The sequence below is a fragment of the Methylobacterium sp. D48H genome, assembly GCF_053345715.1.
This window is the reverse complement of the sequence record NZ_JBKFAP010000001.1, coordinates 524771-548448: the sequence shown is the minus strand read 5'-3', so window position 1 is coordinate 548448 and position 23678 is coordinate 524771. Positions and strand designations below refer to the sequence as shown.

At 72.6% G+C, this 23678-nt stretch carries 24 protein-coding genes; 15 read left to right on the top strand and 9 right to left on the bottom strand.

Annotation, left to right across the window (positions count from 1 at the left end):
- The first annotated feature begins 86 nt into the window (after positions 1 to 86).
- From ACLBX8_RS02765 to ACLBX8_RS02755, 3 genes are all read left to right on the top strand, one after another.
- Positions 87 to 1724 carry a hypothetical protein gene (locus tag ACLBX8_RS02765; RefSeq protein ID WP_447714585.1) on the top strand — a complete coding sequence of 546 codons (1638 nt, stop codon included), beginning with the start codon at positions 87 to 89 and terminating at the stop codon, positions 1722 to 1724.
- Positions 1724 to 3508, top strand: coding sequence for a glycosyltransferase (locus ACLBX8_RS02760; protein ID WP_447714584.1), 1785 nt, complete (start codon positions 1724 to 1726; stop codon positions 3506 to 3508). The genes ACLBX8_RS02765 and ACLBX8_RS02760 overlap by 1 nt, the downstream gene beginning before the upstream one ends.
- A gap of 88 nt (positions 3509 to 3596) precedes the next feature.
- Positions 3597 to 4310 (top strand): hypothetical protein, encoded by a 714-nt coding sequence (locus tag ACLBX8_RS02755; protein WP_447714583.1) that lies wholly within the window; start codon positions 3597 to 3599, stop codon positions 4308 to 4310.
- 78 nt (positions 4311 to 4388) lie between these two features.
- Here ACLBX8_RS02755 and ACLBX8_RS02750 read toward each other — a convergent pair whose 3' ends face one another.
- The 3 genes from ACLBX8_RS02750 to ACLBX8_RS02740 all read right to left on the bottom strand — a co-directional run bounded on the left by ACLBX8_RS02750 (position 4389) and on the right by ACLBX8_RS02740 (position 8746).
- Entirely contained in the window at positions 4389 to 5207 is an 819-nt protein-coding gene (locus tag ACLBX8_RS02750; RefSeq protein WP_447714582.1) for a hypothetical protein, read from the bottom strand.
- 171 nt (positions 5208 to 5378) lie between these two features.
- Positions 5379 to 6863: a methyl-accepting chemotaxis protein gene (locus ACLBX8_RS02745; protein ID WP_447714581.1), complete on the bottom strand. Its 1485-nt coding sequence runs from the start codon at positions 6861 to 6863 to the stop codon at positions 5379 to 5381.
- Positions 6864 to 7306: 443 nt separating this feature from the next.
- The gene (locus ACLBX8_RS02740; protein ID WP_447714580.1) at positions 7307 to 8746 is read right to left on the bottom strand and encodes an aminotransferase-like domain-containing protein; all 1440 of its coding nucleotides are present in this window, start codon (positions 8744 to 8746) and stop codon (positions 7307 to 7309) included.
- 359 nt (positions 8747 to 9105) lie between these two features.
- Here ACLBX8_RS02740 and ACLBX8_RS02735 point away from each other — a divergent pair, with 359 nt between their 5' ends.
- The 10 genes from ACLBX8_RS02735 to ACLBX8_RS02690 all read left to right on the top strand — a co-directional run bounded on the left by ACLBX8_RS02735 (position 9106) and on the right by ACLBX8_RS02690 (position 18928).
- Positions 9106 to 9588: an MSMEG_0572/Sll0783 family nitrogen starvation response protein gene (locus tag ACLBX8_RS02735; RefSeq protein ID WP_020091615.1), complete on the top strand. Its 483-nt coding sequence runs from the start codon at positions 9106 to 9108 to the stop codon at positions 9586 to 9588.
- 69 nt (positions 9589 to 9657) lie between these two features.
- Positions 9658 to 10734: a Nit6803 family nitrilase gene (locus ACLBX8_RS02730; protein ID WP_447714579.1), complete on the top strand. Its 1077-nt coding sequence runs from the start codon at positions 9658 to 9660 to the stop codon at positions 10732 to 10734.
- Positions 10688 to 11791, top strand: coding sequence for an MSMEG_0568 family radical SAM protein (locus ACLBX8_RS02725; protein ID WP_091678853.1), 1104 nt, complete (start codon positions 10688 to 10690; stop codon positions 11789 to 11791). The genes ACLBX8_RS02730 and ACLBX8_RS02725 overlap by 47 nt, the downstream gene beginning before the upstream one ends.
- The gene (locus ACLBX8_RS02720; RefSeq protein ID WP_447714578.1) at positions 11791 to 12333 is read left to right on the top strand and encodes an MSMEG_0567/Sll0786 family nitrogen starvation N-acetyltransferase; all 543 of its coding nucleotides are present in this window, start codon (positions 11791 to 11793) and stop codon (positions 12331 to 12333) included. The genes ACLBX8_RS02725 and ACLBX8_RS02720 overlap by 1 nt, the downstream gene beginning before the upstream one ends.
- The gene (locus ACLBX8_RS02715) at positions 12330 to 13325 is read left to right on the top strand and encodes a sll0787 family AIR synthase-like protein (protein ID WP_447714577.1); all 996 of its coding nucleotides are present in this window, start codon (positions 12330 to 12332) and stop codon (positions 13323 to 13325) included. The genes ACLBX8_RS02720 and ACLBX8_RS02715 overlap by 4 nt, the downstream gene beginning before the upstream one ends.
- The gene (locus ACLBX8_RS02710; RefSeq protein ID WP_447714576.1) at positions 13322 to 14503 is read left to right on the top strand and encodes an MSMEG_0565 family glycosyltransferase; all 1182 of its coding nucleotides are present in this window, start codon (positions 13322 to 13324) and stop codon (positions 14501 to 14503) included. Before ACLBX8_RS02715 ends, ACLBX8_RS02710 begins: the two co-directional genes overlap by 4 nt.
- Entirely contained in the window at positions 14500 to 15768 is a 1269-nt protein-coding gene (locus ACLBX8_RS02705) for an MSMEG_0569 family flavin-dependent oxidoreductase (protein WP_447714575.1), read from the top strand. The genes ACLBX8_RS02710 and ACLBX8_RS02705 overlap by 4 nt, the downstream gene beginning before the upstream one ends.
- Before the next feature lie 260 nt (positions 15769 to 16028).
- On the top strand, positions 16029 to 16478 hold the full coding sequence (locus ACLBX8_RS02700) for a DUF3617 domain-containing protein (protein ID WP_447714574.1): 450 nt from the start codon (positions 16029 to 16031) through the stop codon (positions 16476 to 16478).
- A gap of 228 nt (positions 16479 to 16706) precedes the next feature.
- Complete coding sequence (locus ACLBX8_RS02695) at positions 16707 to 18395, top strand: methyl-accepting chemotaxis protein (RefSeq protein WP_447714573.1); 1689 nt, start codon at positions 16707 to 16709, stop codon at positions 18393 to 18395.
- A gap of 344 nt (positions 18396 to 18739) precedes the next feature.
- A complete protein-coding gene (locus tag ACLBX8_RS02690; RefSeq protein ID WP_447714572.1) occupies positions 18740 to 18928 on the top strand; it encodes a hypothetical protein in 189 nt (62 codons plus the stop codon).
- Between the two features lie 185 nt (positions 18929 to 19113).
- On the opposite strand, the gene ACLBX8_RS02685 is transcribed toward ACLBX8_RS02690, so the two are convergent.
- The 4 genes from ACLBX8_RS02685 to ACLBX8_RS02670 form a co-directional block, all read right to left on the bottom strand.
- The gene (locus ACLBX8_RS02685) at positions 19114 to 19272 is read right to left on the bottom strand and encodes a hypothetical protein (RefSeq protein WP_165923055.1); all 159 of its coding nucleotides are present in this window, start codon (positions 19270 to 19272) and stop codon (positions 19114 to 19116) included.
- A 94-nt stretch (positions 19273 to 19366) separates the two neighbouring features.
- A complete protein-coding gene (locus ACLBX8_RS02680; protein WP_020091627.1) occupies positions 19367 to 19624 on the bottom strand; it encodes a hypothetical protein in 258 nt (85 codons plus the stop codon).
- Positions 19625 to 19744: 120 nt separating this feature from the next.
- Entirely contained in the window at positions 19745 to 19951 is a 207-nt protein-coding gene (locus ACLBX8_RS02675) for a hypothetical protein (protein WP_020091628.1), read from the bottom strand.
- 109 nt (positions 19952 to 20060) lie between these two features.
- The gene (locus ACLBX8_RS02670; RefSeq protein WP_447680428.1) at positions 20061 to 20555 is read right to left on the bottom strand and encodes an HD domain-containing protein; all 495 of its coding nucleotides are present in this window, start codon (positions 20553 to 20555) and stop codon (positions 20061 to 20063) included.
- 281 nt (positions 20556 to 20836) lie between these two features.
- Here ACLBX8_RS02670 and ACLBX8_RS02665 point away from each other — a divergent pair, with 281 nt between their 5' ends.
- Positions 20837 to 21079: a hypothetical protein gene (locus ACLBX8_RS02665; RefSeq protein ID WP_020091630.1), complete on the top strand. Its 243-nt coding sequence runs from the start codon at positions 20837 to 20839 to the stop codon at positions 21077 to 21079.
- A gap of 51 nt (positions 21080 to 21130) precedes the next feature.
- On the opposite strand, the gene ACLBX8_RS02660 is transcribed toward ACLBX8_RS02665, so the two are convergent.
- Positions 21131 to 21529 carry a PRC-barrel domain-containing protein gene (locus ACLBX8_RS02660; RefSeq protein WP_020091631.1) on the bottom strand — a complete coding sequence of 133 codons (399 nt, stop codon included), beginning with the start codon at positions 21527 to 21529 and terminating at the stop codon, positions 21131 to 21133.
- A 279-nt stretch (positions 21530 to 21808) separates the two neighbouring features.
- Here ACLBX8_RS02660 and ACLBX8_RS02655 point away from each other — a divergent pair, with 279 nt between their 5' ends.
- Positions 21809 to 22696 (top strand): DMT family transporter, encoded by an 888-nt coding sequence (locus ACLBX8_RS02655; RefSeq protein WP_447697823.1) that lies wholly within the window; start codon positions 21809 to 21811, stop codon positions 22694 to 22696.
- Positions 22697 to 22726: 30 nt separating this feature from the next.
- Here the strand turns inward: ACLBX8_RS02655 and ACLBX8_RS02650 are convergent, their stop codons facing one another.
- Positions 22727 to 23644 (bottom strand): hypothetical protein, encoded by a 918-nt coding sequence (locus ACLBX8_RS02650; RefSeq protein ID WP_026604700.1) that lies wholly within the window; start codon positions 23642 to 23644, stop codon positions 22727 to 22729.
- Positions 23645 to 23678: the final 34 nt, after the last annotated feature.

Here is a 23678-nt window from a genome sequence, read left to right as displayed (position 1 = left end):
CAATTCAATGTTGGCAATCAGGAAGTATGGCACGGGATGAAGTGGCAACAGGCGCGCCGCATCCGCCGCGCGAGCCCTGCGCCGAGGTGTTGCGCCCCTTCCTGCCGTGGTTGACCGGCACGCTCCTGCTGCTGGGCCCGAAGCCCGACGCGGGGAGCCGCGCGCGCTGGGCTTCCGACGGCACCCTCGTCACCACGGCGGATGGCGCCGACCTGCCGGCTTCCACGCTCTTCGATGGCGTCGTGCTGACGGGGCTGCTGTCCTGTCGCGACGACGGGGGCCGGGACGCGCTCGACGCGACGATCGCCTGGGCCCAGGAACGGCTGCGGCCCGGCGGCCGGCTGATCCTCGTCATCGACAACGCCCTCTCGCTCCACGGACTCGCTGCGGGCTCCGAGACGGTGGGGCAGCGCGGCTTCCCGAGCCTCGAGGGACGCCTCAGGTCGGACGGCCTCCGGCTGCCCACGCGGGAAGGCCTTAAACGGTCCCTGCAGGCCCGCGGCCTGGCCTATCAGGAATGGTGGTTCCCGTTCCCGGGGCGGGAGGAGCCCGTGAGCTTCATCGCCGAGCGGAGCCTCGATCGGCCGGGCGGGTTCGATCCCGGAATGCTCGCCATCGGCGCGGCCGGGCCGGATCCGGCAGCCCGCGCGGGCGCGCTGTTCTCGCCGCGGCGCGCCTGGGCGACGGTGGCGGATCAGGGGCTCATCGGCGATCTGGCGCCCGCCTTCGTGATCGCGGCATCGGCGGAGCCGCTGCCGCCGGACGACCGGCTGGCGATCCACGCGGGTTTGCGCCGCCGGCCGGAATTCGAGCGGCTGGTGACCTTCGCGGAGGCCGGGTCGCAGATCGCGGTGCGCCGCGCCCGCGCGTATCCCGACCTTCCCGCCGCGGTTCGAGGCGTCACGAACCTGTTGCCGTCGGAGACCTACGTGCCGGGCTCCCTCTGGTCTGAAGTTCTCGAGGCGCGGCTGGCGCGGGAAGGCTGGTGCCCGGACGCCGTCGCCGCCTGGGCCGGAACGTGGCTTCAAGCCGTCTCGCGCCGCTTCGCGGCGGGAGCGCCGCTCGAGACCCAGACGATCCTCCCGGGACCGGCCCTCGACGCCATCCCGAAGAATCTCGTCTCGGGCGCCGACGGCACGTTCATAGACCTGGAATGGGAGCTCGGGGTCCCTCTGGACGCTGGCCACCTCGCCGTGCGGGGCCTCGTCAACGCGCTGACCGATGCGCGAGACTGGCGTCCCGGCGGGCCGTCCACGCTGACCCTTCTGGACGCCCTGCGCGCCCTGCTGCCGCGGCTCGGGCTGGCTCTGGACGATGCGCAGCTCGCCGACCGGCTGGGCCGGGAAAGCCGTTTCCAGGCGATCGTCAGCGACCGGGTGACGGAGCGCGGCCTGGACTGGGCGGCGGCGACGCGCCTGCCGGTCGGCGAAGAGACCCGGATCGACGCGGATCCGCGCGCGGCGCTCGCGGAGGCCTCCGCGGAGATCGCGCGGCTGCTCGAGGAGAACGCGGCCCTGCGCGCCGCGCGCGCCGCCGACGCCGCCGCGCACGAGGCCGCCGCGCGCGAGAGCGTCCGCCGCACCGACCGCGTGATCGCCTACGCGGCCGAGATGCACCGCGCGCGCGACCACCTTCAGGACACCCTCGACGCCCGCCGCGCTTCGGCCGGCGACGGCAGCCGCCTGTCCCTACGCCTCCTGCGTCTCATCAGAGGAACCCCGTGATGCGGCTGCTCGTCGCCTGTGACCACCTGGCGCTGACGGGCGGCCTGCTCCGGTTCGAGCGGGTCGGACGGGTGCTCGCGCGTCGCGGTCACGCGTTCGCGTACCTGACCCTGGGCACCGGCGAGGACGGGTTCGAGACGCGGCTGCCCGTCCTGCACCGCGAGGAAGCCGCGCGCGCGAGCTGGGACGCCGTCATGGTGCCCGGCGGCGGATTCCCGGATGCCACGATCGAGGGATTCGCGGACCTCCGGGCCCCGAACTTCGGCGCCCGGATCCAGCACCTCCTCAACGCGCCGGTGCGGCGCGACGCCTACGCGCGCGTCACGCGGACCCTCGCGCCAGACCTCGTCGTGGCGAACAACGACCACTGGGACGACGCCGCCCTCCAGGCCCTCGGCCTGCCGTGGCGGCGCCTCGTCGGTGCGGTCGATAGCGGGCTGTTCGCGCCGCCCGTCTCGCCGCCCGCGCGCGGCGCGCGGCGCCGGCTCGGCGGCATCGCCAACAAGCGCCCCGCCGCGCAGCTCGCGGCGCTCGACAGGCTCGGCGACGCGTGGGCCCTGCACTGGTTCGGACGGCCGGACTGGGGGCTGGTGGGCGCGCGCGCCGATCTGGTGGCGTCGGGCCGCCTCGTCGTGCACGGGCCGCTGCCCGAGTCCGACCTGCCCGCGTGGTATCACGGGCTCGACGCGTTCTGCAGCGCGGAGGCGCATGCCGGCTGGTGCAACCCGGCCGCGGAAGCGATGGCCTGCGGCACGCCGCTCGTCGCGACCGTGCACGGCACGCTGGCTTTCGCCGAGGACGGCGTCACGGCCCTGGTGGTGCCGGACGGTCCGGACGCGGCGCTGGGCGCGGCCATCGCGGAGGCCGTGGACAGGATCGCGACCGATCCGGCCGGTGCCGCGTCCCGGGCCGAGGCGGGACGGGCGCGGATCCGGGCGCTCGACTGGGACACCTACGCGGACGGCCTGCTCGCCGTCGTCGCGGAGGCGATCGCGCTGCGGGCGGGCCGGACCGATGCGGCGCGCCCGTCCGGCCCGCCGCGCGAGACCGCGCTGCGCCTCGCCGACCTCGCGAGCCGGGACGGGCCCCTGCCGGAGGATTTCGACGCCCTCGGCTATATCCGGCTGCACGCCGACCTCGCGGCGCTGTTCGAGCACGCGTGGCAGGGGCAGCTGCACTACCTCGAGCACGGCCGTCGCGAGGGCCGCATCTACCCCTCGAACCTGACGCGGGCCCAGCAGAAGGCCGCCCAGGCCGCGCGGATCGCGCTCGCGGTCGACGGGCTCGACGGCTCCGGCAAGTCGAGTATCGCGCGGTACGTCGCCGAGGCGCTCGGCGCGACGGTGCTCAACCCGTTCAGCGGTCCGGTCGGCGCCATCCTGGTCCACCTCGCCCGGACGGGGCAGCACGCGCTGGCCGACGACGTGGCGCACGCGGCCGTGGCGGCGGCGATCGCCAACGCCCCGCCGGGACCGGTCGTGTTCGACCGGCACTGGTTCACCGCCTCGCAGCTCCTCTCGCCGGCCTTCCGTCCGGGTTGGGAGCCGCGCCCGTTCACCGTCATGTGCTGGGCGGACCGTCCCACCACCATCGCCCGCATGGTCGCGCGCGGCGTCCCGAACCCGTCGGAGCACATGACCGAGGCCCGGATCGCCAGCTATCGCACGCTCGCGGAGGAGCTGCGGGTGCCGCTCCTCGACACGTCCCGCATCGCGCCGGAGGAGGGGGCCGCGCAGGTGCTGGCGATGCTGGGTGAGAGCGGCCACACGGCGCGGCGCGCGTGATCGCCGCCTCGCGGCGCGGCCTGTATGGTCGCGTCTCGGAATCGGGTGGCCACACCGGCCATCGGCGTCGCGGGAGGGCGGGGCGATCGTGTTGAAACTCGCGCGCGGCGACCGTGGCCGGAACGTCCTGCTGCTCGGCATCAGCCTCCTCTTCGTCGCCGCCGGCCTCGGGATGATCGCCACCGGCGCGGATGGCGGCGTCACGACGACGGTGTTCTTCGGCGTGTGCGCGGCCGTCGCCGTGTGGCAGCTGCGGCCGGACCTGCTCGAATCCGAGAGCCGGTCGGCGGGGTCGCTGGCGGCGCAGTTCCCCGGCCCCGTGATCCTGCGCGCCTCGGTGCGGAAACTCCTGTTCCTGGCGCTGATGGCCGCCGGCTTCGGCGGCGTGACGCTCTGGATGGTGCTGCACGAGGCGCCTTCCACGGCGATGCAATTGCTGCTCTGGCCGGGCGTCGCGCTCTTCCTCGGAGGCGTCCCGTTCCTCATCCTCACGGCGATCCGCGGCTCGGCGCTGCACCTCGACGAGACGGGCTTCACCGTCGTGCAGCTGGGCCGCGCGCGGCGCGTCCGGTGGCGTGACGTGAGCGTGTTCGAGCCGGTCCCCCTGCCGGGTTCGGGACAACGCCTCGTCACGTTCGACGACGCGAGCGCCGGCGCGACGCGCCTCGGGGCGATGAACCGGCACCTGATCGGGCGCAACGCGGGTCTGCCGGACAGCTATGGGCTGGATCCCGACGCGCTCGCCAGCCTGCTCACGGCCTGGCGCAAGCGGGCCTTGCAGCGGGAGGACGATCGCGTCTGAGGCGCATCGGAGTTGTCGCGGCGCTTGGTCGGCGGCGCCCGGACGAGGGGCGGGGAGGTGGCTGTCGGACGGCGCGCATCAGCGCGTGACGATGCCGGGCTCCTGCCGACCGGGACGGGGCTGCACCACGAGGAGTCCCGCCGAGTAGATCAGCGAGACGAGGAGCGCGACGGTCAGCGCGAGCGCGGCACCGTAGGGCTGGATCATCAGGTGGAGTGTCAGCAGGGTCAGGCCGAAGCCGAACACCCCGCGGATCGCGACGCTCGCCAGCCGCGCCATCGCCGCCCCGCCGATCCGGCGATGGAGGATGACGAAGGCGCTCGTCATCGTGACCGGGAAGGCGGCGATGACCCCGGTCCTGGCCGGGCCCAGCGCCGTACTCAGCGCCAGGAGGGCCGCGACGAACAGCGCGACGGCGCTCGCGCGGATCAGCAGATCCAGCGGGCGCGGCCGCGCGACGACGGAGCTCCGCACGAGGGTCGCGCGCACGACGAGCCGGGTCAAGAGCGCGCCGGCCCCGTAGACCAGGGCGTTGAGCAGGAACGCCGTCGTCGGCGTCCACGTGAGTGCCGAGACCGGCAGGGCCGCCGCGAGCCACGCGAGGATCGCCGGCCCGAGGGTGGCGGTCATGTCCCGGCCGGCCGCCCGGTGGGCGTAGACGATCAGGAACAGGCCCGTCGCGGCGTTCGCCGCGAAGCCGTTCAGGGCCGCCCCGGCCACGAAGGCGGCGTCGTGCTCCATCGCCATGAACACGTAGGCCGGCCCGGCGGAGACCGGCAGGCTGACGACGAGCGCGCCCCAGACCGGTCCCAGCCACTCGGCCAGGACGGAGGCGAGCACCACCACGGTCCCGGAGGTCAGCGCCCGGATCAGGGCCGTCAGCCAAATCGCCGCCAAGGTCGTTTCCCGCGCGTCGCGCCGCCGACCCGGGCCGGCATCGGAGCCGCGCCCTCGCTATCATGCGCGGCCTGTCCGGGCCAAAGCACCCGGCTGGCGAATCCGGCCGTCTGAAACCGGTCGCGGCGACCCGCGAGCGCCGGTGCCCCCCCGGAACCGGGGCGGGCGACCTCAGCCGACGGCGCGCGCGGCTTCCCGAACCTGGCGGGTGGCCGCGTCGACCTGCTCGTTGGCCCGCGCGATCGCCGCCATGCCGCCCGCGATGGTCCCGACCCCGCGGGAGGCCGTGTGCATGCTGCCGGAGATCTCCTGGGTCACCGCCGACTGCTCCTCCACGGCCGCCGCGATCGCCGCCGAGATCTCGTCGAGCGCCCGGATCGTGCCCTGGATCGAGCCGATCGCCGCCACCGCCTCGCGCGTGGTGGCCTGCGTCGTGGTGATCTGGTCGCGGATCTGATCCGTGGCCTTGGCGGTCTGCTCGGCGAGCGCCTTCACCTCCGACGCCACGACCGCGAAGCCCTTGCCGGCGAGGCCCGCCCGGGCCGCCTCGATCGTGGCGTTGAGCGCGAGCAGGTTGGTCTGGGCCGCGATGCCCTGGATCATGGTCACGACGTCGCCGATCTGCGCCGCCTGGCCGCTCAGGCCCTCGACGATGGTGCTGGTGTGTCGGGCCTGCTCGACGGCCTCGCCGGCCATCCGCGCCGCGTGGCTGACCTGCTGGCTGATCTCCCCCACCGAGGCCGACAGCTCCTCGGCGCCGGAGGCCACGCTCTGGATGTCGCCGGACACCCGCCCGGCGAGTTCGACGGCCTCCGCGGTCCGTCGGCCGGTGCCCTCGACCGCCGTGCCGATCGCGTCGAGGTCGGCGCCGATCGCCCGCTGCGCCGCGACGCGCCGGTGGCGCTCCTGGACCTGCGCGGTGATGTCGGCGGCGAACTTGACCACCTTCAGGACGCAGCCGCTGGCGTCGAGGATCGGGTTGTAGGTCGCCTGGATCCAGACGTCACGGCCGCCCTTCGCGATGCGGCGGAACTCGCCGCCCGCGAACTCACCCCGGCCAAGGCCCTCCCAGAACGCGCGGTAGCCGGCACTCGACCGCTCGGCCGGGTCGACGAACACGCCGTGGTGCTGGCCCCGGATCTCCTCCAGGCGATAGCCCATCGTCTCGAGGAAGTTGCCGTTGGCCTCCAGGATCGTGCCGGTCGGATCGAAGGCGATCACGGCCTGCGACCGGTGCAGCGCCGCGATCTGACCGGCGTAGTCGAGCATCAGCAGCTTCTGCGCCGTGATGTCCGAGGCGAACTTGACGACCTTCACGACGCGGCCCGCGCGGTCGAGCACCGGGTTGTAGCTCGCCTGCACCCAGACGTGGCGGCCGCCCTGGGCGATCCGCTTGAACTCGGCCACCTGGCAGGTGCCCTGCCGCAGGGCGTCCCAGAAGGCGTGATACGCCGGGCTGTCCCGGTGCGCCGCCTCCACGAACAGGGCGTGGCGCTGGCCCCGGATGTCGGGCAGGGCATAGCCCATCATCGTCAGGAAATTGGCGTTGGCCGTGATGATGGTGCCGTCCGGCTCGAACTCGATGACGGCCTGTGAGCGGTCGAGGGCATCGAATTTCGCCGCCAGACCTTCACGACCGCGCAGGGCGCCGAGCATGATCCCATCCCCTCTTGTCATTGCCGGGGATCCCGAGTGCGAACACGCGGTTCTGCTTGGGATCTGCCGCTGATTTACTGTCACGGCATGACGGCCTCGCATAATGATTGCGCACAATCGTGAACGATGACTTAAATCTGAACGGCACAATAGTTCAAGATAGAGAGGGTCTGGGATAGTGCAAAACTACCAGAGCAGTGAATTTTTACGCAATCTTCGATATCAGTGCCCGTAAACTATACAATCGACGGTACGGATTTCGACGCCGAGATCCAGCGCCGTCATGCTCTCAGGTTGCACGGAGGTTCATATGCTAACGTAGAATAAGATTTCTGGTCTTCGCTGCCGGATCGGCGCACCGCGCCGCGATGCGGCTGGATGCCACGCGCCGGCACGATTCGACCGACCTGACGCCCGCGGTCGAAGGGACGCGGCCGGCTCCGTCAGATGTAGGTCGAGGCCAGCGCCGGCGAGCCGTCCAGGGCGTGGGCCAGCCTCTCCAGCCCGTGGGCGATCTGCTGCCGGGTCGAAGGGCCGCCGAGGCAGAGGCGGACGGCCTCGGGCGGCGTCCCCGCGACGCAGAAGGGGTCGCTGCCGACCACCCCGAGACCCGCCGCGCGGCCCTGGCTGGCGAAGGCCGAGCGCGTCCATCCCGCCGGCAGGGTGATCCAGACATGGAAGGCGTGCGGGTCCGCAACGTAGGACTCGGCGGGCAGCAGCGCGGCCGCGAGGCTCTGGCGCGCGGCCGACTCGGCGCGGACGAAATCCACGATGGCGTCCGCCGTCCCGTCCGTGATCCAGCGCGTCGTCAGCGCGGTCGAGATCGGCGACGCCATCACGGTGGCGGCGCGCAGGGCGTCGCCGAGGGGCAGGGCGGCCCGCGCGTTCGGGGCGATCAGGAAGGCGAGGCGAAGGCCGGCGCCCAGGCACTTCGCGACGCCCGCCACGTAATAGGTGATCTCGGGCGCCAGTTCGGCGAAGCTCGGCGGCGGTGCCGGGCAAATGCGCGCGTAGGCGTCGTCCTCGATGATGGTGACCGCGTAGCGGCGGGCCGTCGCGATGACGGCCTCGCGCCGCGCGCGGGACAGGGTCGCGGTGGTCGGGTTCTGCAGCAGGGGATTGAGGTAGAGCGCCTTCGGCGCCCCCCGCGTGCAGGCGGCCGCGAAGGCGTCGGGGTCGAGCCCGTGGCGGTCCATCGGCAGGCCGACGAGGCGCAGGCCCCGGTGCGCCGCGAGGGTCCGGATACCCGGATAGGTGATTCGCTCGGCGCAGATCGTGTCGCCCGCCTGCGCGACCTGTCCCAGGATGCTGGACAGGGCGCTGTGCGCGCCGGGGCAGATCAGCAGGCGCTCGCGCGCCGCCGCGATCCCGCGACCCGCGAGCCAGCGCAGCGCGGCCTCCTTGTCCGCCTCCGTCCCGCCGAAGCCCTGGTAGCGCAGGAGGTCGGCGAGATCGCCCGAGAGCTCCGCGAAGGACGACCGCATGCGGGCCCGCAGGCCGGGCAGGTCGGGTTCCGGGGGCAGGTTCATGGTGAAGTCGACCGGTCCCGGCCGCCGGGGAAGGGCTGGCCCAGCGGTGCGGGCGGCGTCCGCCGGGTCCACCACGAAGGTGCCCCGACCGACCCGGCCCTCGATCAGGCCGCGCCTGTGGGCCTCGACGTAGCCGCGGGACACGGTCGTGAAGTTGAGGTCGAGCGTGGCGGCGAGCGCGCGCTGGGTCGGCAGGCGCGTGCCCGGAAGCAGGTGGCCGGTCCGGATGTCGTCCGCCAGCGCGTCCGCGATGGCCAGGTAATGGGGCTTGCCCCAGCGCCTGAGGTCCGGCGTCCAGATGCCGGCCGCGTCGCCCCGGTCGACCAACCGTCCTCCCCGCCCGCCAGCCTTCATCCGTCCAGCACCCGCGACCTGAAAACCGATCAATGATCGATTGTATGGCTTGCAAGCGCCGTACCGGGCGCGTGACGGCCTATCACGGCGCGATCGATGCGTGCAATGCGTACAATACTCGTCGCCGAAGCGCGCGTCATCTGGCGACGACGTGCGCAAATCCTGATGATGAATTGTGCGTCGTCGAGTAGAACTGGGCGGGTCGACTTCGCTCAATTGATCGTATCATTGTATGCATCGCAAGGCGCGTTATTGAATGCATTCCTGACGTCTCCGATCTGGCACATGGCTTGCCATCCGACTGTCTGAACGTGCGCAGCACCCCCTGCCGCGGGTCAGACCATCGAGGAGCGTGAGCAATGCCTGCCGTGAACCGCGAGCCGCACAAGAAGGGCGACGTCCTGGTCGACTACGAGGAGAAGGTCTTCGAGGACGTGAAGGCCGAACCCGGCCAGAAGGCCCTCGTCACCTTCCACACCGTGGCGTTCGAGGGCTCGATCGGCCTCGTCAACCTGCTCCAGGCCACCCGCCTGCAGCGCAAGGGCTTCGAGACCTCGATCCTGCTCTACGGCCCGGGCATCACCCTCGGGGTCCAGCGCGGGTTCCCCCGGCTCGGCGACGAGGCGTTCCCGGGCCATCTCAACTTCAACAACCAGCTCGAGAAGTTCATGGCCGAGGGCGGCAAGGTCTACGCCTGCCGCTTCTCGACACAGGCCCTGTACGGACACAGCGAGGCGGCCTTCATCGAGGGTATTCGCATGATCAACCCCCTCGACGTGCTCGACTGCATCCTCCTGCACAAGCGCGACAACGCGGTGATCATCGACACCTGGACCGTCTGACGACCGCGCCAACGCCCCCGGCGGCCGCGCGCGACGCGCGCAGCCGCTGGCTCAGCCGGAGGACCACCCATGTCAGAGACCCGGATCGTGCGGGCTGCCGCGATCCAGATCGCGCCGGACCTCGACCGCCCGGACGGCACCCTGGAGCGCGTGCTCAACGCCGTCGACGAGGCCGCCGCCAAGGGCGCGCGCTTCATGGTCTTCCCCGAGACCTTCGTGCCCTACTATCCGTACTTCTCGTTCGTTCTCCCGCCCGCGCTCCAGGGGCCCGAGCACCTGCGCCTCTACGAGCGCGCGGTCGCCGTGCCGGGTCCGGTGACGCAGGCGGTCTCCGCGGCCGCACGGCGCCACGGGGCCGTGATCGTGGTCGGGGTCAACGAGCGCGATCACGGATCGCTCTACAACGCGCAGCTGATCTTCGACGCGGACGGCGCCCTGAAGCTCAAGCGCCGGAAGATCACGCCGACCTACCACGAGCGCATGATCTGGGGGCAGGGCGACGGCGCCGGCCTCGCCGTGGTGGAGACGGCGGTCGGCCGCGTGGGGGCGCTCGCCTGCTGGGAGCACTACAACCCGCTCGCCCGCTACGCCCTGATGGCGCGCCACGAGGAGATCCACGCCGCGCAATTCCCGGGCTCCCTCGTCGGCCAGATCTTCGCCGACCAGATGGAGGTGACGATCCGCCACCACGCCCTGGAAGCGGCCTGCTTCGTGGTCAACGCCACCGGCTGGCTCACCGACGCGCAGGTCGCGCAGGTCTGCCCGGACGAGCGCCTGCGCGGCGCCTGCCGCGGCGGGAACTGCACCGCCATCGTGTCGCCCGAGGGCAAGCACCTCGCCGATCCCCTGGGACCGGGCGAGGGCATCCTGATCGCCGACATGGATCTCGCGCTGGTGACCAAGCGCAAGCGGATGATGGACTCGGTCGGCCACTACGCGCGGCCGGAGCTCCTCAGCCTGCTCCACGACGACCGTCCGGCCGCCTTCGTGCAGCGGCCGGCCCGTTCGCAGACCGCCCCCCGGAGCCCCGACCATGAGCAGCAGCCCGCTTCCGACGCGCCGTCCCACGTCACCGCCGGCCCCGCCGGCCCCGATCGGGATGCCGACGGAGCGCCTGATCAACGCGTTGCAATCCTGCGGCGTTAGGCTCGCCGACAGCCGCGCCGGCGCGCCGAGCCGCCGCGGCGGCGCCGGCCCCTCGGACCACAAGGCGATGACCATCGCGGGCCGCACCGTGATGGTGCCGGTCCACACCGAGGCCGCCTTCGACTCGCCCTTCCTCGTGCGCCCGCCGGACGCGGACGGGATCGCGGTGATCGAGCACGCGGGCGTCGTGGTCGGCCACGTCACCTTCCCGGGCCGCCCGCGCTTCTACGCCCTCTCCACCTTCGACGGTGTGCCCTACGCGAAAATCGCCGTCCTGCACGGGCGCGACGTGCTGGCCACCACGGTGCTGCAAACCTGCATCCGCTACCAGAGCCGCGCGAAGACCTGCCAGTTCTGCTCGATCGGCCAGTCGCTGGCGGCCGGCCGCACGGTGGCCCGCAAGACACCCGAGCAGCTCGCCGAGGTCGCCCGCGCCGCCGTGCTGCTCGACGGCGTGAAGCACATGGTCATGACCACCGGCACGCCGAACGCCACCGACCGCGGCGCCGCGATCCTGTGCGAGAGCGCCTTCGCGGTGAAGGCGGCCGTCGACCTGCCGATCCAGGCCCAGTGCGAGCCGCCCGACGACGACCGCTGGTTCGAGCGGATGAAGGCCTCGGGCATCGACGCGCTGGGCATGCATCTGGAGGCCGTCACGCCCGAGGTGCGGGCGCGGATCATGCCCGGCAAGGCGGGCGTGCCGCTGGAGCGGTACTACGACGCCTTCGCGGCCGCTGTCCCGGTCTTCGGGCGCGGCCAGGTCTCCACCTACATCCTCGCCGGCCTCGGCGACGCGCCGGAAGCGATCCTCGCGATGGCCGACCGGCTGATCGGGATGGGCGTCTACCCGTTCGTGGTGCCCTTCGTGCCGATCTCCGGCACGCCGCTGGAGAGCCATCCGGCCCCCGGGCCCGACTTCATGCACGCCGTCCTGAAGCCGCTCGCGGAGATGCTGGGGCGGGCGAACCTGCGCTCCACCGACATCAAGGCCGGCTGCGGCCGGTGCGGTGCCTGCTCGGCGCTCTCCACCTACGAGCGCGCCGGGGAGGCGGCCTGATGTTCGACCCCGTTCCGCCGTACCGGCCCAGCCACTTCCGGGTGAAATTCGCGGTCGCGCCCTGGGAGCGGCGCGCCTGCGCCGCCCTGCGGCGGCAGGTCTTCTGCGCGGAGCAGGGGATCTTCAGGGCGGACGATCGCGACGCGATCGACGCGCACGCCATCCCGGTCTGCGCCCTCTCGACGCTCGGCGGCGACGCGGACGCCGTCGTCGGCACCGTGCGGATCCATGAAGACGGCGCGCGCCCGGGAACGTGGTGGGGCTCGCGCCTCGCCGTCGCCAAGCCCTTCCGCAGCGCCGCCGCCCTCGGCACCGGCCTCATCCGGGTCGCGGTGTCCTCGGCCCACGCGCGGGGCTGCACCCGCTTCCTCGCGCATGTCCAGGAGGGCAACGTCGCGCTGTTCGAGGCCCTGCACTGGGAGAGCCTCGACGCGCTGGACCTGCACGGGCGGCCCCACCGCCTGATGGAGGCGAACCTCGCGGCCTACCCGCCGATGCACGATCCCGAGCACGGCCTCCTCACCTTCCGCAGGGCCGCGTGACCGCCGGGATCGACGTCCGGGCGCTGGCCCGCCAGATCCGCGAGGCCCGCGGGGTCGGCCACAAGCGCGACATCGACGCGGTGGTGCGGCGGCTCGGGCTCGGGAGCCGGCACGCGGCCGTGCCGGTCGGCGACGATTGCGCGGCGATCCCCGACGGCGACGGGCACCTGCTGCTGGCCATCGAGGGCTTCCTCGACAGCTTCGTGGCCGACGATCCGTACTTCGCGGGCTATTGCGGGATCATGGTCAACCTGAGCGACGTCGCCGCCATGGGCGGGCGCCCGCTCGCCGTCGTCGACGCCCTCTGGGCTCGGGAGGCCGGGGCCGCCGACCCGATCCTGGCCGGCCTGTCCGACGCCGCCGCGCTCTACGGCGTCCCGGTGGTCGGCGGCCACACCAACACCCGCGCGGCCGCCGGCAACCTCGCGGTCGCGGTGCTCGGCCGGGCGGGACCGCGCCTGCTGACGAGCTTCGACGCCGCGCCCGGCGACGACCTCGTCGCCGCCATCGACCTGCGCGGGCGCTTCCGCGACCCGCACCCCTACTGGGACGCCTCCACCGGCGCGCCGGGCGCGCGGCTGCGCGGCGACCTCGCCCTGCTGCCGGGCCTCGCCGAGGACGGCCTGGCCGGCGCCGCCAAGGACATCAGCATGGCGGGGGTCGTCGGCACGGCCCTGATGCTGCTCGAATGCTCCGCCGTCGGCGGCGTCATCGACCTCGACGCGATCCCGCGGCCCGACCACGTCCCGCTCGCGCGCTGGCTGACGGCGTTCCCGAGCTTCGGCTACCTCGTCAGCGCCCGCCCCGACCGCACGGCGGCCGTCACCGCGCGCTTCGCCGAGCGCGGCATCGCGGCGGCCCGGATCGGGGGCCTCGACGCCGGCCGGGCCGTCCGGGTGCGGGACGCCTCGGGCGCCGAGGCCGTCGTGTGGGACTTCGCCGCCGGCCCACTGATCGGCTGCGGCAGGGACGGCCCGGGGGCGACGCCGTGAAGCCGCTGCGCGTCGCCCTCCTGACCCACTCCACCAACCCGCGCGGCGGGGTCGCCCATTGCCTCGCCCTCGCCGAGGCCCTGTGCGAACTCGGTCACGCGGCAGTGGTCCACGCGCCCGACCCGTCCGGCCGCGGGTTCTTCCGGGACGCGTCCTGCGCGACCGTGGCGGTCGCCGCCGAGCCGGTCGCGGGCGGGACGACCGACCTCGTGCGGGCCCGCATCCACGACTACCTGCGCCACTTCGCGAGCCCGGCGGCCCGCGACTTCGACGTGTTCCACGCCCATGACGGCATCGGCGGCAACGCCCTCGCGACCCTGAAGCACCGGCGCCTGATCCCGGGCTTCGTCCGGACCGTCCACCACGTCGACAGCTTCGCCGACCCCGTCCTCGCGGGCTGGCAGGACCGCGCGATCCGCGAGGCCGGCCGGCTGCTCTGCGTCAGCCGCCTGTGGGCCGATTGGATCCGGGACGCGATCGGCGCCGAGGCCGGGATCGTCGGCAACGGGGTCGACCTGTCGGTCTATCGCCCCGCGGCCGCGGAGGGCGACGCGGCTCTGCGGGCGCGCTGGGGGCTCGGCGCGGGGCCGATCGTCCTCAGCGTCGGCGGCCTCGAGGAGCGCAAGAACAGCCTCGGCATCATCGCGGGGTTCGCGCGCCTGCGGACGCGCCACCCGCCTGCCCAACTCGTCGTCGCGGGCGGCGCCTCGCTCCTCGACCACGCCGGCTACCGCGAACGCTGCCGCGCGGCCCTCGTCGCCGCGGGTCTGGAGGTGGGCCGCGGCGCGGCCGTCATCGAGACGGGGCCCGTCCCGCAGGCCGACATGCCGGCGCTCTACCGGGCCGCGGACCTGCTGGCCTTCCCGTCCTGGACCGAGGGGTTCGGCCTCTGCGTTCTGGAGGCCATGGCCTGCGGAACGCCGGCGATCGTCTCCGACCGACCGCCCTTCAGCGAGTACCTGACGCTGGCCGACGCGCTGTTCGTCGATCCCGCCGACCCCGACGGCATCGCCGCCGCCATGGCGGCGGCGCTGGAACCGCGGACCCGCGCCCGCCTGCGGGCGGCGGGGCTCGCGCGCGCGGCCGCCCATTCCTGGCGCGCCTGCGCGACGCGCCACCGCGCCGCCTACGCCGCCTGCGCCCGCGGCGCGTCAGCCTTCACGGAGTTGCAGCCATGACGACAACGACCCGTCACGTCCCCGTCGCCGTCGTCGGCGGCGGCCAGGCCGGCCTCTCGGTCAGCTACCACCTGAAGCAGCGCGGCATCGCGCACCTCGTCTTCGAGAAGCACACGGCCGCGCACACCTGGGCGACGCAGCGCTGGGACACGTTCTGCCTCGTCACCCCGAACTGGCAGTGCGACCTGCCGGGCCACCCCTACGACGGGCCGGACCCGGACGGGTTCATGAGGAAGGACGAGATCGTCGCCTACCTGAAGGCCTTCGTCGCCAAGGTGCGGCCGCCGCTCCGCGAGGGCGTGGCGGTCACGCGCGTGGCGCGGCGCGACGACGGCGTGTTCGCGGTCCGGACCTCGGAGGGCGACTACACCGCGAACGAGATCGTGGTGGCCTCTGGCGGCTACCACACGCCGATCGTCCCGCGCATGGCCGAGAAGCTGCCGCCCGCGATCACCCAGATCCACTCGAACCAGTACCGAAACCCGGCGCAGCTGCCCGACGGCGCGGTCCTGGTCGTCGGCTCGGGGCAGTCCGGCGCGCAGATCGCCGAGGACCTGCATCTCGCCGGACGGCAGGTACACCTCGCCGTTGGCGACGCGCCCCGCTGCGCCCGCTTCTACCGCGGCCGCGACGTCGTCGCGTGGCTCGCCGACATGGGCTACTACGAGAAGACTGTCGACGATCATCCGCTGCGCGACGGCGTCCGGGACAACACCAACCACTACGTGACCGGCCGCGACGGCGGCCGGGACATCGACCTGCGCCGCTTCGCCCTGGAGGGCATGGCGCTCTACGGCGTCCTCGAGGACTACGCCGGGGGCGCCCTCCGCTTCCGTGACAACCTCCGGCCCGCGCTCGACCAGGCCGACCGGACCTACAACGGCATCAACGCGGCCATCGATGCCCACATCGACGCGGCCGGCATCGCGGCGCCGGTCCAGGCGCGCTACGCGCCGGTCTGGGAGCCGGGCGAGCCGGTCACCGCGCTCCCCCTCGAAGGGTCCGGCATCGCCAGCGTGGTCTGGTGCATCGGCTTCGCGCCGGATTTCCGGTGGCTCGACGCGTCCGTGTTCAACGGCGCCGGCCAGCCGAAGCACAGGCGCGGCGTCACGGCCGAGGCGGGCATCTCCTTCATCGGCCTGCCCTGGCTGAACACGTGGGGCTCGGGCCGCTTCGGCGCGGTCGGCCGCGACGCCGAGTACATCGTGCAGGTGATCGAGGCGCGCCTCGGCGCCGGTGCGGTCGGCCTGAAGCGGGCGGTGTGAGCCGGATCATCATCCGGTCGAACCCGGGCGAAACCTCCCCTCAGTCATCGCGACATTCGGACCGCTCACGCCGGGTATCCGCGGCCGAAGTGCCGATCCCTTCCAGTGTTTCGGAGCGAACGCTGGTCCAGGATCGACTTGTTCGCCTGTATCGCATCGGTTAGCCACGCCCCGTTGCGGCGCCTGAGTCGCGTCAGAGCCAGGGATCATCCATGCGAGCACGTACCGTCGGTATCGGGATTGCGGCGATTCTGTCCGTGATGACCAGTGTGGCCTCCGCCGAGACGTTGCCGGCACGCAAGGCCGGCCTGTGGGAGAGCAAGACCACGTCGCCCGACGGCAACACGACCGCGCGTCAATGCATCGACGAGAAGACCGATCAGATCGCGCAGGCCGCGTTCGGGGGCGGCCAGAACTGCGCGAAGCGCACCATCGTCAAGACGAGCACCGGCTACAAGGGCGAGACCGAGTGCAAGCTCGGCCCGATCTCGGCCGCGGGCACGACCGAGATCGGCGGCGACTTCAACAGCAAGATCCACATGGAGGTGGATACGACGCTGACCGGCATGCCGAACGCCAAGGAGCCCGTGCGACGCCAGATGGTGATCGACGCCACCTACATCGGTCCCTGCGCGGCCGGACAGAGCCCGGGCGACATCATCCTGCCCGACGGCAAGATCGTGAAGATGCCCCAGCCGGCGGCCCGATAGGCACACCGGCAGGCGCCTCGGGCGCGGGCGAGCCCGTCGGGTGCCGCCCCGCGTCGCCCCCGGGCGCCGCCGCGGAGATCCATGCCGCGAAACCGGCATCCCTCCGTGAGACGGCGAGCGACAGCCCGCGAGGCAGGGGAAGGTCTGATTAGCGGATATTAAATACATTTCGCTAATCATGCGCCGTGCGGCTGCGAAATTGTTCTATTCGGCTGCGTCGAGGCCGCCGTGTCGCTACAGAGTGTCTCCATTCGTACAAAGCTGGTCGTGGCCTTCTCGGTCCTGACCGTTTTCGTGATCGGGCTCGGCGTGCTCGGGCTCGTGAGTACGCGCAAATTGCGTGAGCAGGCGGTCGAGATCGATACGAACTGGCTGCCGAGCATTCGGGCGCTGGGCGAGATCGACACGCTGACCGCCCGCAGCAGCGGCCTTCTCCTGCGGCACACGCAGGCGACCGATCCGGCGCTGCTCGCCAGCATCGAGAAGGACATGGACAGCTTCGACCGGAAGCTGGCCGACCGGGTCGCGGTCTACAAGGGCCTGCTCAGCTCGCCCGAAGAGCGGTCGCTCTTCGACGCGTTCAACCAGGAGTCGCAGACCTTCAAGGCGGTGCGCAACGACGTCGTCGAGCTCTCGCGGGCCGGGAAGAAGACCGAGGCCTATCAGCTCTACGAGACGAAGGGCCTCATCCCGCGCCGCGCCGCCTCCAAGGCCCTCGAGAAGCTGATCGCCATCAACAACGCCGGCGCCGATGCCGCGCAGGCCCAGGGCACCGCCGTCTTCAACGAGACCTGGACGGTGAGCCTCGTCGCGATCGCTCTCGCCGTGGCGGTCTCCGCTCTGTCGGGCGTGATCATCGTCCTCGGCGTCACCCGCGGCATCGCCGCGGTGGTGCGGCCGATGCAGGCGCTGATCGCCGGCGACCTGTCGGCCGAGATCCCGCATCAGGGCGAGAAGACCGAGATCGGCACCATCGCGTCGGCCGTCGCGGTGTTCAAGCAGGGCCTTATCCAGATGAAGGCGCTGGAGGCCGAGACCGCGCAGGCGCGCCTCGCCGCCGAGGAGCAGCGCCGGATCGGCATGCGCCAGATGGCCGACAGCTTCGAGGCGGCGGTCGGCGGCATCGTCGGGCAGGTCTCGGCCTCCGCGACCGAGCTGCAGGCCACCGCCGGCTCCATGTCGGCCATGGCAGGCCAGACCTCGGCGCAGTCGGGGGCGGTCGCGGCCGCCGCCGAGGAGGCTGCCTCGAACGTCAGCACCGTCGCGGCCGCCGCCGAGGAACTCGGCGCCTCCGTCCAGGAGATCGGGCGCCAGGTCCAGGGTTCGGCCGAGCTGGCCCGCTCCGCCGCCGGCGAGGCGGACGAGACCGGCGCCCTCGTCCAGGAACTCAGCGGCGCCGTCGCCAAGATCGGCGACGTGGTGGGCCTGATCTCCTCGATCGCCGGTCAGACCAACCTCCTGGCGCTGAACGCCACGATCGAGGCCGCCCGCGCGGGCGCGGCGGGCCGCGGCTTCGCGGTCGTCGCCTCCGAGGTGAAGGCGCTGGCGGAACAGACCGCCCGCGCGACCGGGGAGATCTCCAGTCAGATCGGCCGGATCCAGGGCGTGACCGGTCAGGCGGTCTCCGCCATCGGGACGATCACCGGGCGCATCCGCGAGATCAACAGCGTCGCCACCTCGATCGCGGCCGCCGTCGAGGAGCAGGGCGCGGCGACGCAGGAGATCGTCCGCAATGTCACCCAGGCCGCGCAGGGCACCGGCGAGGTGACCAGCAACATCGCCGGCGTGGCCGGCGCCGCGGAGGAGACCGGCGCGGCGGCGAGCCAGGTTCTCGGCGCGGCCTCGGAGCTGTCGCGCCAGTCCGAGCACCTGTCCGCCGAGGTCGGTCGGTTCCTCGCGACCGTGCGCGCCGCCTGACGCGCCGACTGAGGAGCCCGGCGATATAGGCCGCTCCGGCCAGTTCATCGCCGGGGTGTGCCGCAGCACCTCGGCGGGGAAAGCTTGAGCTTACATCAGGGTTACACCGCGAACACAGTCGCGGACCTGATGGAGACTTCCATGACCCTCGTTGCCCGCTTCGCCCTCGCCACGGCCGTCGCCGCCGCCACCGTCGCGGTTCTCGCCGGGACCTACGTCGAGATCCTGGACCGCGCCCTCCCGATGCACTTCGTCTGAGACGGCGGGTGCGAACCGGTTGAAGACCGCATCCCGGGTCGCCGCCGTCCGGCGGCGGCGACCCGGGATGCGGGAGGGAGGTGCCGATGACTCGAATCCTGACATCCGTCCTCGACGGCGCCGTGTGGGTCGCGGACGCGCTCGACGATATCCTCGTCGAGGCGGCTCTCGGCTTCGGCGCCGCCGTCCCGCTGATCGCCGACCCGTCCGGCGATCCGCCGACCGGCGCAACCACCGGCCAATCCGAGACAAGTCCCTCGCCGAACCGGACTTGACCGCCCGGGGTGCCCGGCCGTCGCCGGTGCCGACCCCGGAGGTGTCGCGACGGTCGGGATGACCGGTTTCCCCAGTTCGGCCGCAGAGACGTGTGGCCTCCGCCACAGAGAGAACGGACCCGCGCCACGAACAGCGGCGGCTCGGCGAGCGTCCCCGTCCGCACCCGCCCCGTTCGGGAATGGCTCTAGCGCTTCTGCGTGTTCGGCGCCGATTGGTCGGTCTGCGGCTCCATCTTGGTGGAGTCGGGTTTCGTCGGCGTGTTGTTCTGCGCCTGCTTGTCGTCGCAGGCGGCGAGGCCGAGCAGCAGAAGGGCGGCGAGTGCGATGCGGGTGCCTAGCGGCATGGATCCTCCCTTTGGCGTGTGAGGGCGCGGAGATCCTGTTTGGCGATATCGCCAAACAGGATCTCCGCGCCGCTCGCTGCGCGACGCGGTCCCGTCAGCGGCCGCCGGCCGGCGGCTTGGAGCCGGATCCGGCATCGTTCGGACCGGTGCTGTTCGTCGTGCCGGAGCGGCTCATCGAGCCGGTCGACGGGCCGCTCCCGGCGGCGCCGGGTGTCGAGCCGGACCCCGCGTCGCTCGGGCCGGTGCTGTTTGCCGTGCCCGACCGGCTGGTCGCGCTGCCGGCATTCTCGGCTGCCGTGGCGGGAATCGCGGCCGCGAGGAGGGCGGCGATGGCGAGACTCGTGACCTTCATGGCGGATCTCCCTCTCGGTCCGGCAATCGCGCTCGCGGAGCCGTTACCGGTCGTGCGGGCAACCCCGCGCCACCGCCGCTGTTCCGACCGCGTCGCCGACCGGCCGGCACGGGTCCCGGATCACGATGCTTCCGGTGGCGCGTCCTCCCGGACCGCAGCCGGGGTGGCGGCGCGCGCCTGCTCGTCGGGCATCCGGTAGCCGCGATCCCAGGTGGCCCAGGATTCCGAATCCGCCGGATAGGGGTTGGCGGTGATCGGATCGCCGCGGTCGCGGGCGTGGCGCCCCTCGTCGCTGATCGCGGCGGGTGAACGGGTCGACGGTGTCATCGGCGCTTCTCCGGCACTCACATCCCCGGGTCCGGAACCTCAGCAGACAGCCCGGGCGTTTCAGGATCTACCGGACGCTCGCGCGAATGTTCCCCGCCTGGGTTGGTGCTCAGCGGCCCGTGTACCCGCGCGTCGCCGCCGCCGCCTTCAGGCGCTCGAACGCCGTCGCGTAGCGCTCGCGCAGGAACGCGGCGTTGGGCGGGATCCGGGTCGGGCAGAGGTTGTCCTCGGTATCGGACATCTTGATCAGCAGCGCGGCGAGGTTGCCGGCCGCGATCAGGGTGGTGATCCGCTCGGAATACGCGATCCGACTCCGCGGCTTCGTGAGAAGCGTCACCGTCTCGACGATGTCGGCCTCGAAGCCGGCGGCGCGGAGGTCCGCCGCCGTGCGCGGCGTGTCCTCCAGCACATCGTGCAGGAGCGCCGCCTGCATGACTCGCATCGGGTCGATGTCGAGCCCGTCGATGAGTCGGGCGTGACCGGCCCGGGTCTGGGCGGCGTTCGCGACGCGTTCCAGGTGCCGCATGCACGGCTCGCCGCCCTTGTCGAGCTGACCCGCATGCGCCGTGAGGGCGAAGGTATGGGCATCGAAAATCGTCGGCACGCGACCGGCTCTCCAGATCGACCGGCCCGGATCGGCGCCGCACCGGCTTCCCGTTGCGGGAAGTCGGGTCCCCGCCGCGGCGTTCCCGCAGGATCGCCCGCCGCGCGGTGCCCCGTCGCCCGGTGCCGTCCCGGGGCGGGACTACCTCATTTCGTGGATGCGCAGTCTTCGCGCTCGATTCAAAAGTTCACGTTGGCAACACTATTGCTCAGCTCCCGTGGAATCGCCACCTGTTGTTCCATAATCGGACAAGCGGCGAGTCGCGCTTCAGGATCGAGACCATGACGTCCGGAACACTCGAGAAGCCGCTGGATGTCGGCGGGCCGCTGAGCCGCAGGGCGGCGGCGCTGGCCAACGTCCGCTGGTTCCGCGCGCTGGCGTGGCGCGCCCTGCGCGATGGCGGCCCGCGGGCCGAGCTGCGCGCGTCCAACGCGCGGGCCGCGGCGCGGATCGTGCTGCGCCAAGCCAAGCGGGAGGCCCTCGTCGCCCGCCTGGCGCGACAGGCCCTCGACGCCTCCGTCTGAGTGCGGGGCGCCGGGTCGGCCGGGCGCTGGGCCCGGCCGCGGCGGTGCGCCTCAGCGCTTGAACTTGCCCTCGTACTTGAACTCCGGCGCCGCCTTCAGCTGGTCCTTGCTGGCGCCGATGATGGCCTTCCACTTCTTCGCGTCGGCGTCGTAGCCGAGCGCGATCGAGCTCGGCGAGACCGCGACGTAGCGCTCGCCCAGGCCGAGGAAGCCGCCCACCGAGACGATGTAACCGGCCAGCTTCCCGTGATCGATCACGAGGTCCTTGATCTCGCCGACTGTGTTGTTCTGCGCGTCGGTCACGTTGAGACCGATGAGGTTGTAGCTGAGCACCGCGTCCTGCGGCACGGTCTCGAATTTGGGCGCGACCGTCTGCGGCGCCTCGTTGGCGGCGAGCGCGGGCCCGGCGAGGGCGGCGGCGGCGAAGGCGGCGATGACGAGGCGGCGCATGGTGTACTCCAGTGGCCCGGTATGGGTGGTCTGAAATGGCCGCCTCGGGCGCATCGTTCCGCGACTGCACGGAAATGTTAATGCGCGGAACATGGAACCTTCGGCCGGCGCGCGACCCGCGCGGCGAGGCCCCTCACGAGGCTCCGGCGCGGTGAACGGGGTGGCCAACTGTATCGAAGATCGACCGGGACAGATTGCCCGGCCGCGCCCCGACCGTTCCTGGCCGACCGCGCCCCGGCACGGCATGCCGGGACCCGCACCTATCGGGAGGGGACATCCGTGGCGGGGGGAGTGATCGAGACGACGCGCGGACCGGCGACCGGCGCCTGGGTGGACGGCCTCATCGGGGTCGCGATCTTCAGCGCGTCGCTGGTCGCGACGCGCCTCGCGCTGACCGGCATGGACGCCCTGTTTCTCAGCGCGGCCCGGGCGGCGCTCGCCGGCCTCGCCGGCGCGGCCGCCCTGCTGGCGCTCCGGCAGGCGCGCCCGCGCCGGACCGATCTCCCGGCGCTCGCCATCGTGGCGGCGGGCGTCGTGGTCGGCTTCCCGCTCCTCACCGCCCTGGCCCTGCGCACGGTCGGCGCCGCGCACGGCACCGTCTTCGTCGGCCTGCTGCCCCTCGCCACCGCCCTGTTCGGCGCGCTGCGCTCCGGCGAGCGACCGTCACCGGTCTTCTGGCTGCTCTCGATCACCGGCGCGCTGGTCACGGTCGGCTTCGCCGCGCGGGGGCTCGACGGTCCGCCGGGTCACGGCGACGCCTTCATGCTGGCCGCGATCCTGCTCTGCGGGCTCGGCTACGCCGAGGGCGGCGTCCTGGCCCGCCGGTTGGGCGGCTGGCAGGTGATCGCCTGGGCCACCGTCCTGTCGCTGCCCGTGAGCCTGCCCCTCGCGCTGCTGCTCCGGCCGGCCGAGCTGGCGGCGATCCCGCTGCCGGCCTGGGCGGGACTCGGCTACGTCGCGCTGTTCAGCATGCTCATCGGCTTCGTGTTCTGGTACCGCGCCCTGGCGCGTGGCGGCATCGCGTCGGTCGGCCAGCTGCAGCTGCTGCAGCCGTTCCTGGGCCTCGGCGTGGCCGCGCTGGTCCTCGGCGAGCACATCGAGCCCGCCATGATCGCCGCCGCCCTGGCCGTGGCCGCCTGCGTGGCGCTGGCGCGGCGCTTCGCCTGAGAACGGCGCGGAGTTGTCGGCCCGGGAGCGTCAGCCGGACTTCGCCACGACCTCGATGTCGCGGTCGAGCCCGCTCTCGACCTTGAACTCCCGGGTGTAGACCTGCCCGTCGTGGCGGGCGATCAGCACGTAGTCGCCCTCCGCCAGGGTGACCTGCGGGAAGGCGCCGATCGCCTCGCGGATCGTGTCGCCGCCGGGGGTCAGGACCGAGAAGGCGGTGCCCGCGAAGGCCTCGGCACCGGGGGCGGCGACGAGCTTCAGGGTCACCGTCGCGGCGCGGTGGTTGAGTGTCGCCTCCGTGACCTTGCCGTTCTCGACGCGCAGGTCCGCGCGCTGGATCGCGTTCGATTCTCCGTAGGTCGAGACGACGTGGTACGTGCCCTCCGGCAGGCGCAGCAGCTCGCCGGTCTTGATGCCGGCGCGCACGAGCCGGCCCTCGGAATTGGTCCCCACCGGGACGAAGACCGAGAACATCACCTGACCGGGCGGGATCTTCTGATCGCCCACGGCGCCCGCGAGCTTCAGGGCGCCGGCGGCCACCCGCAGCGTGTCGGTCGTCGGCTGCCCGCCCATCACGATCCGCTTCGAGGCGCTGGCGAAGCCGTACGTCACGGTCGCCACGTAGGCGCCCGGCGCGAGGGTGAAATGCGGCTCGGCCTCGGTCGAGCGGGCGACGATCGACGGCCGCGTGCCGTCGCCGCGATCCTCGTAGATCCGCCACGCGAGCCCCTGGCGCAGGGCCGTGCCCGGTCCCGACAGGAGCGCCGACAGGGACAGCTGCGCGTCCGGCTCGGCCGGGGGCAGGGACGGCGGCAGGTTCGGGGTCGTGATCGACGGTGAGGGCAGGGCGCCGCCGAGCCGGTTCTGGAACGGGTCCTGCTGCGCGAGCGCGGCCGGCGGGCCGGCGGCGAGCATCGCCAGCGCGGTCGCTGCAAGCCTCATGCGCATCGGTCAGCCCTTCTCTGCTCGTCTCGCCGGTCGC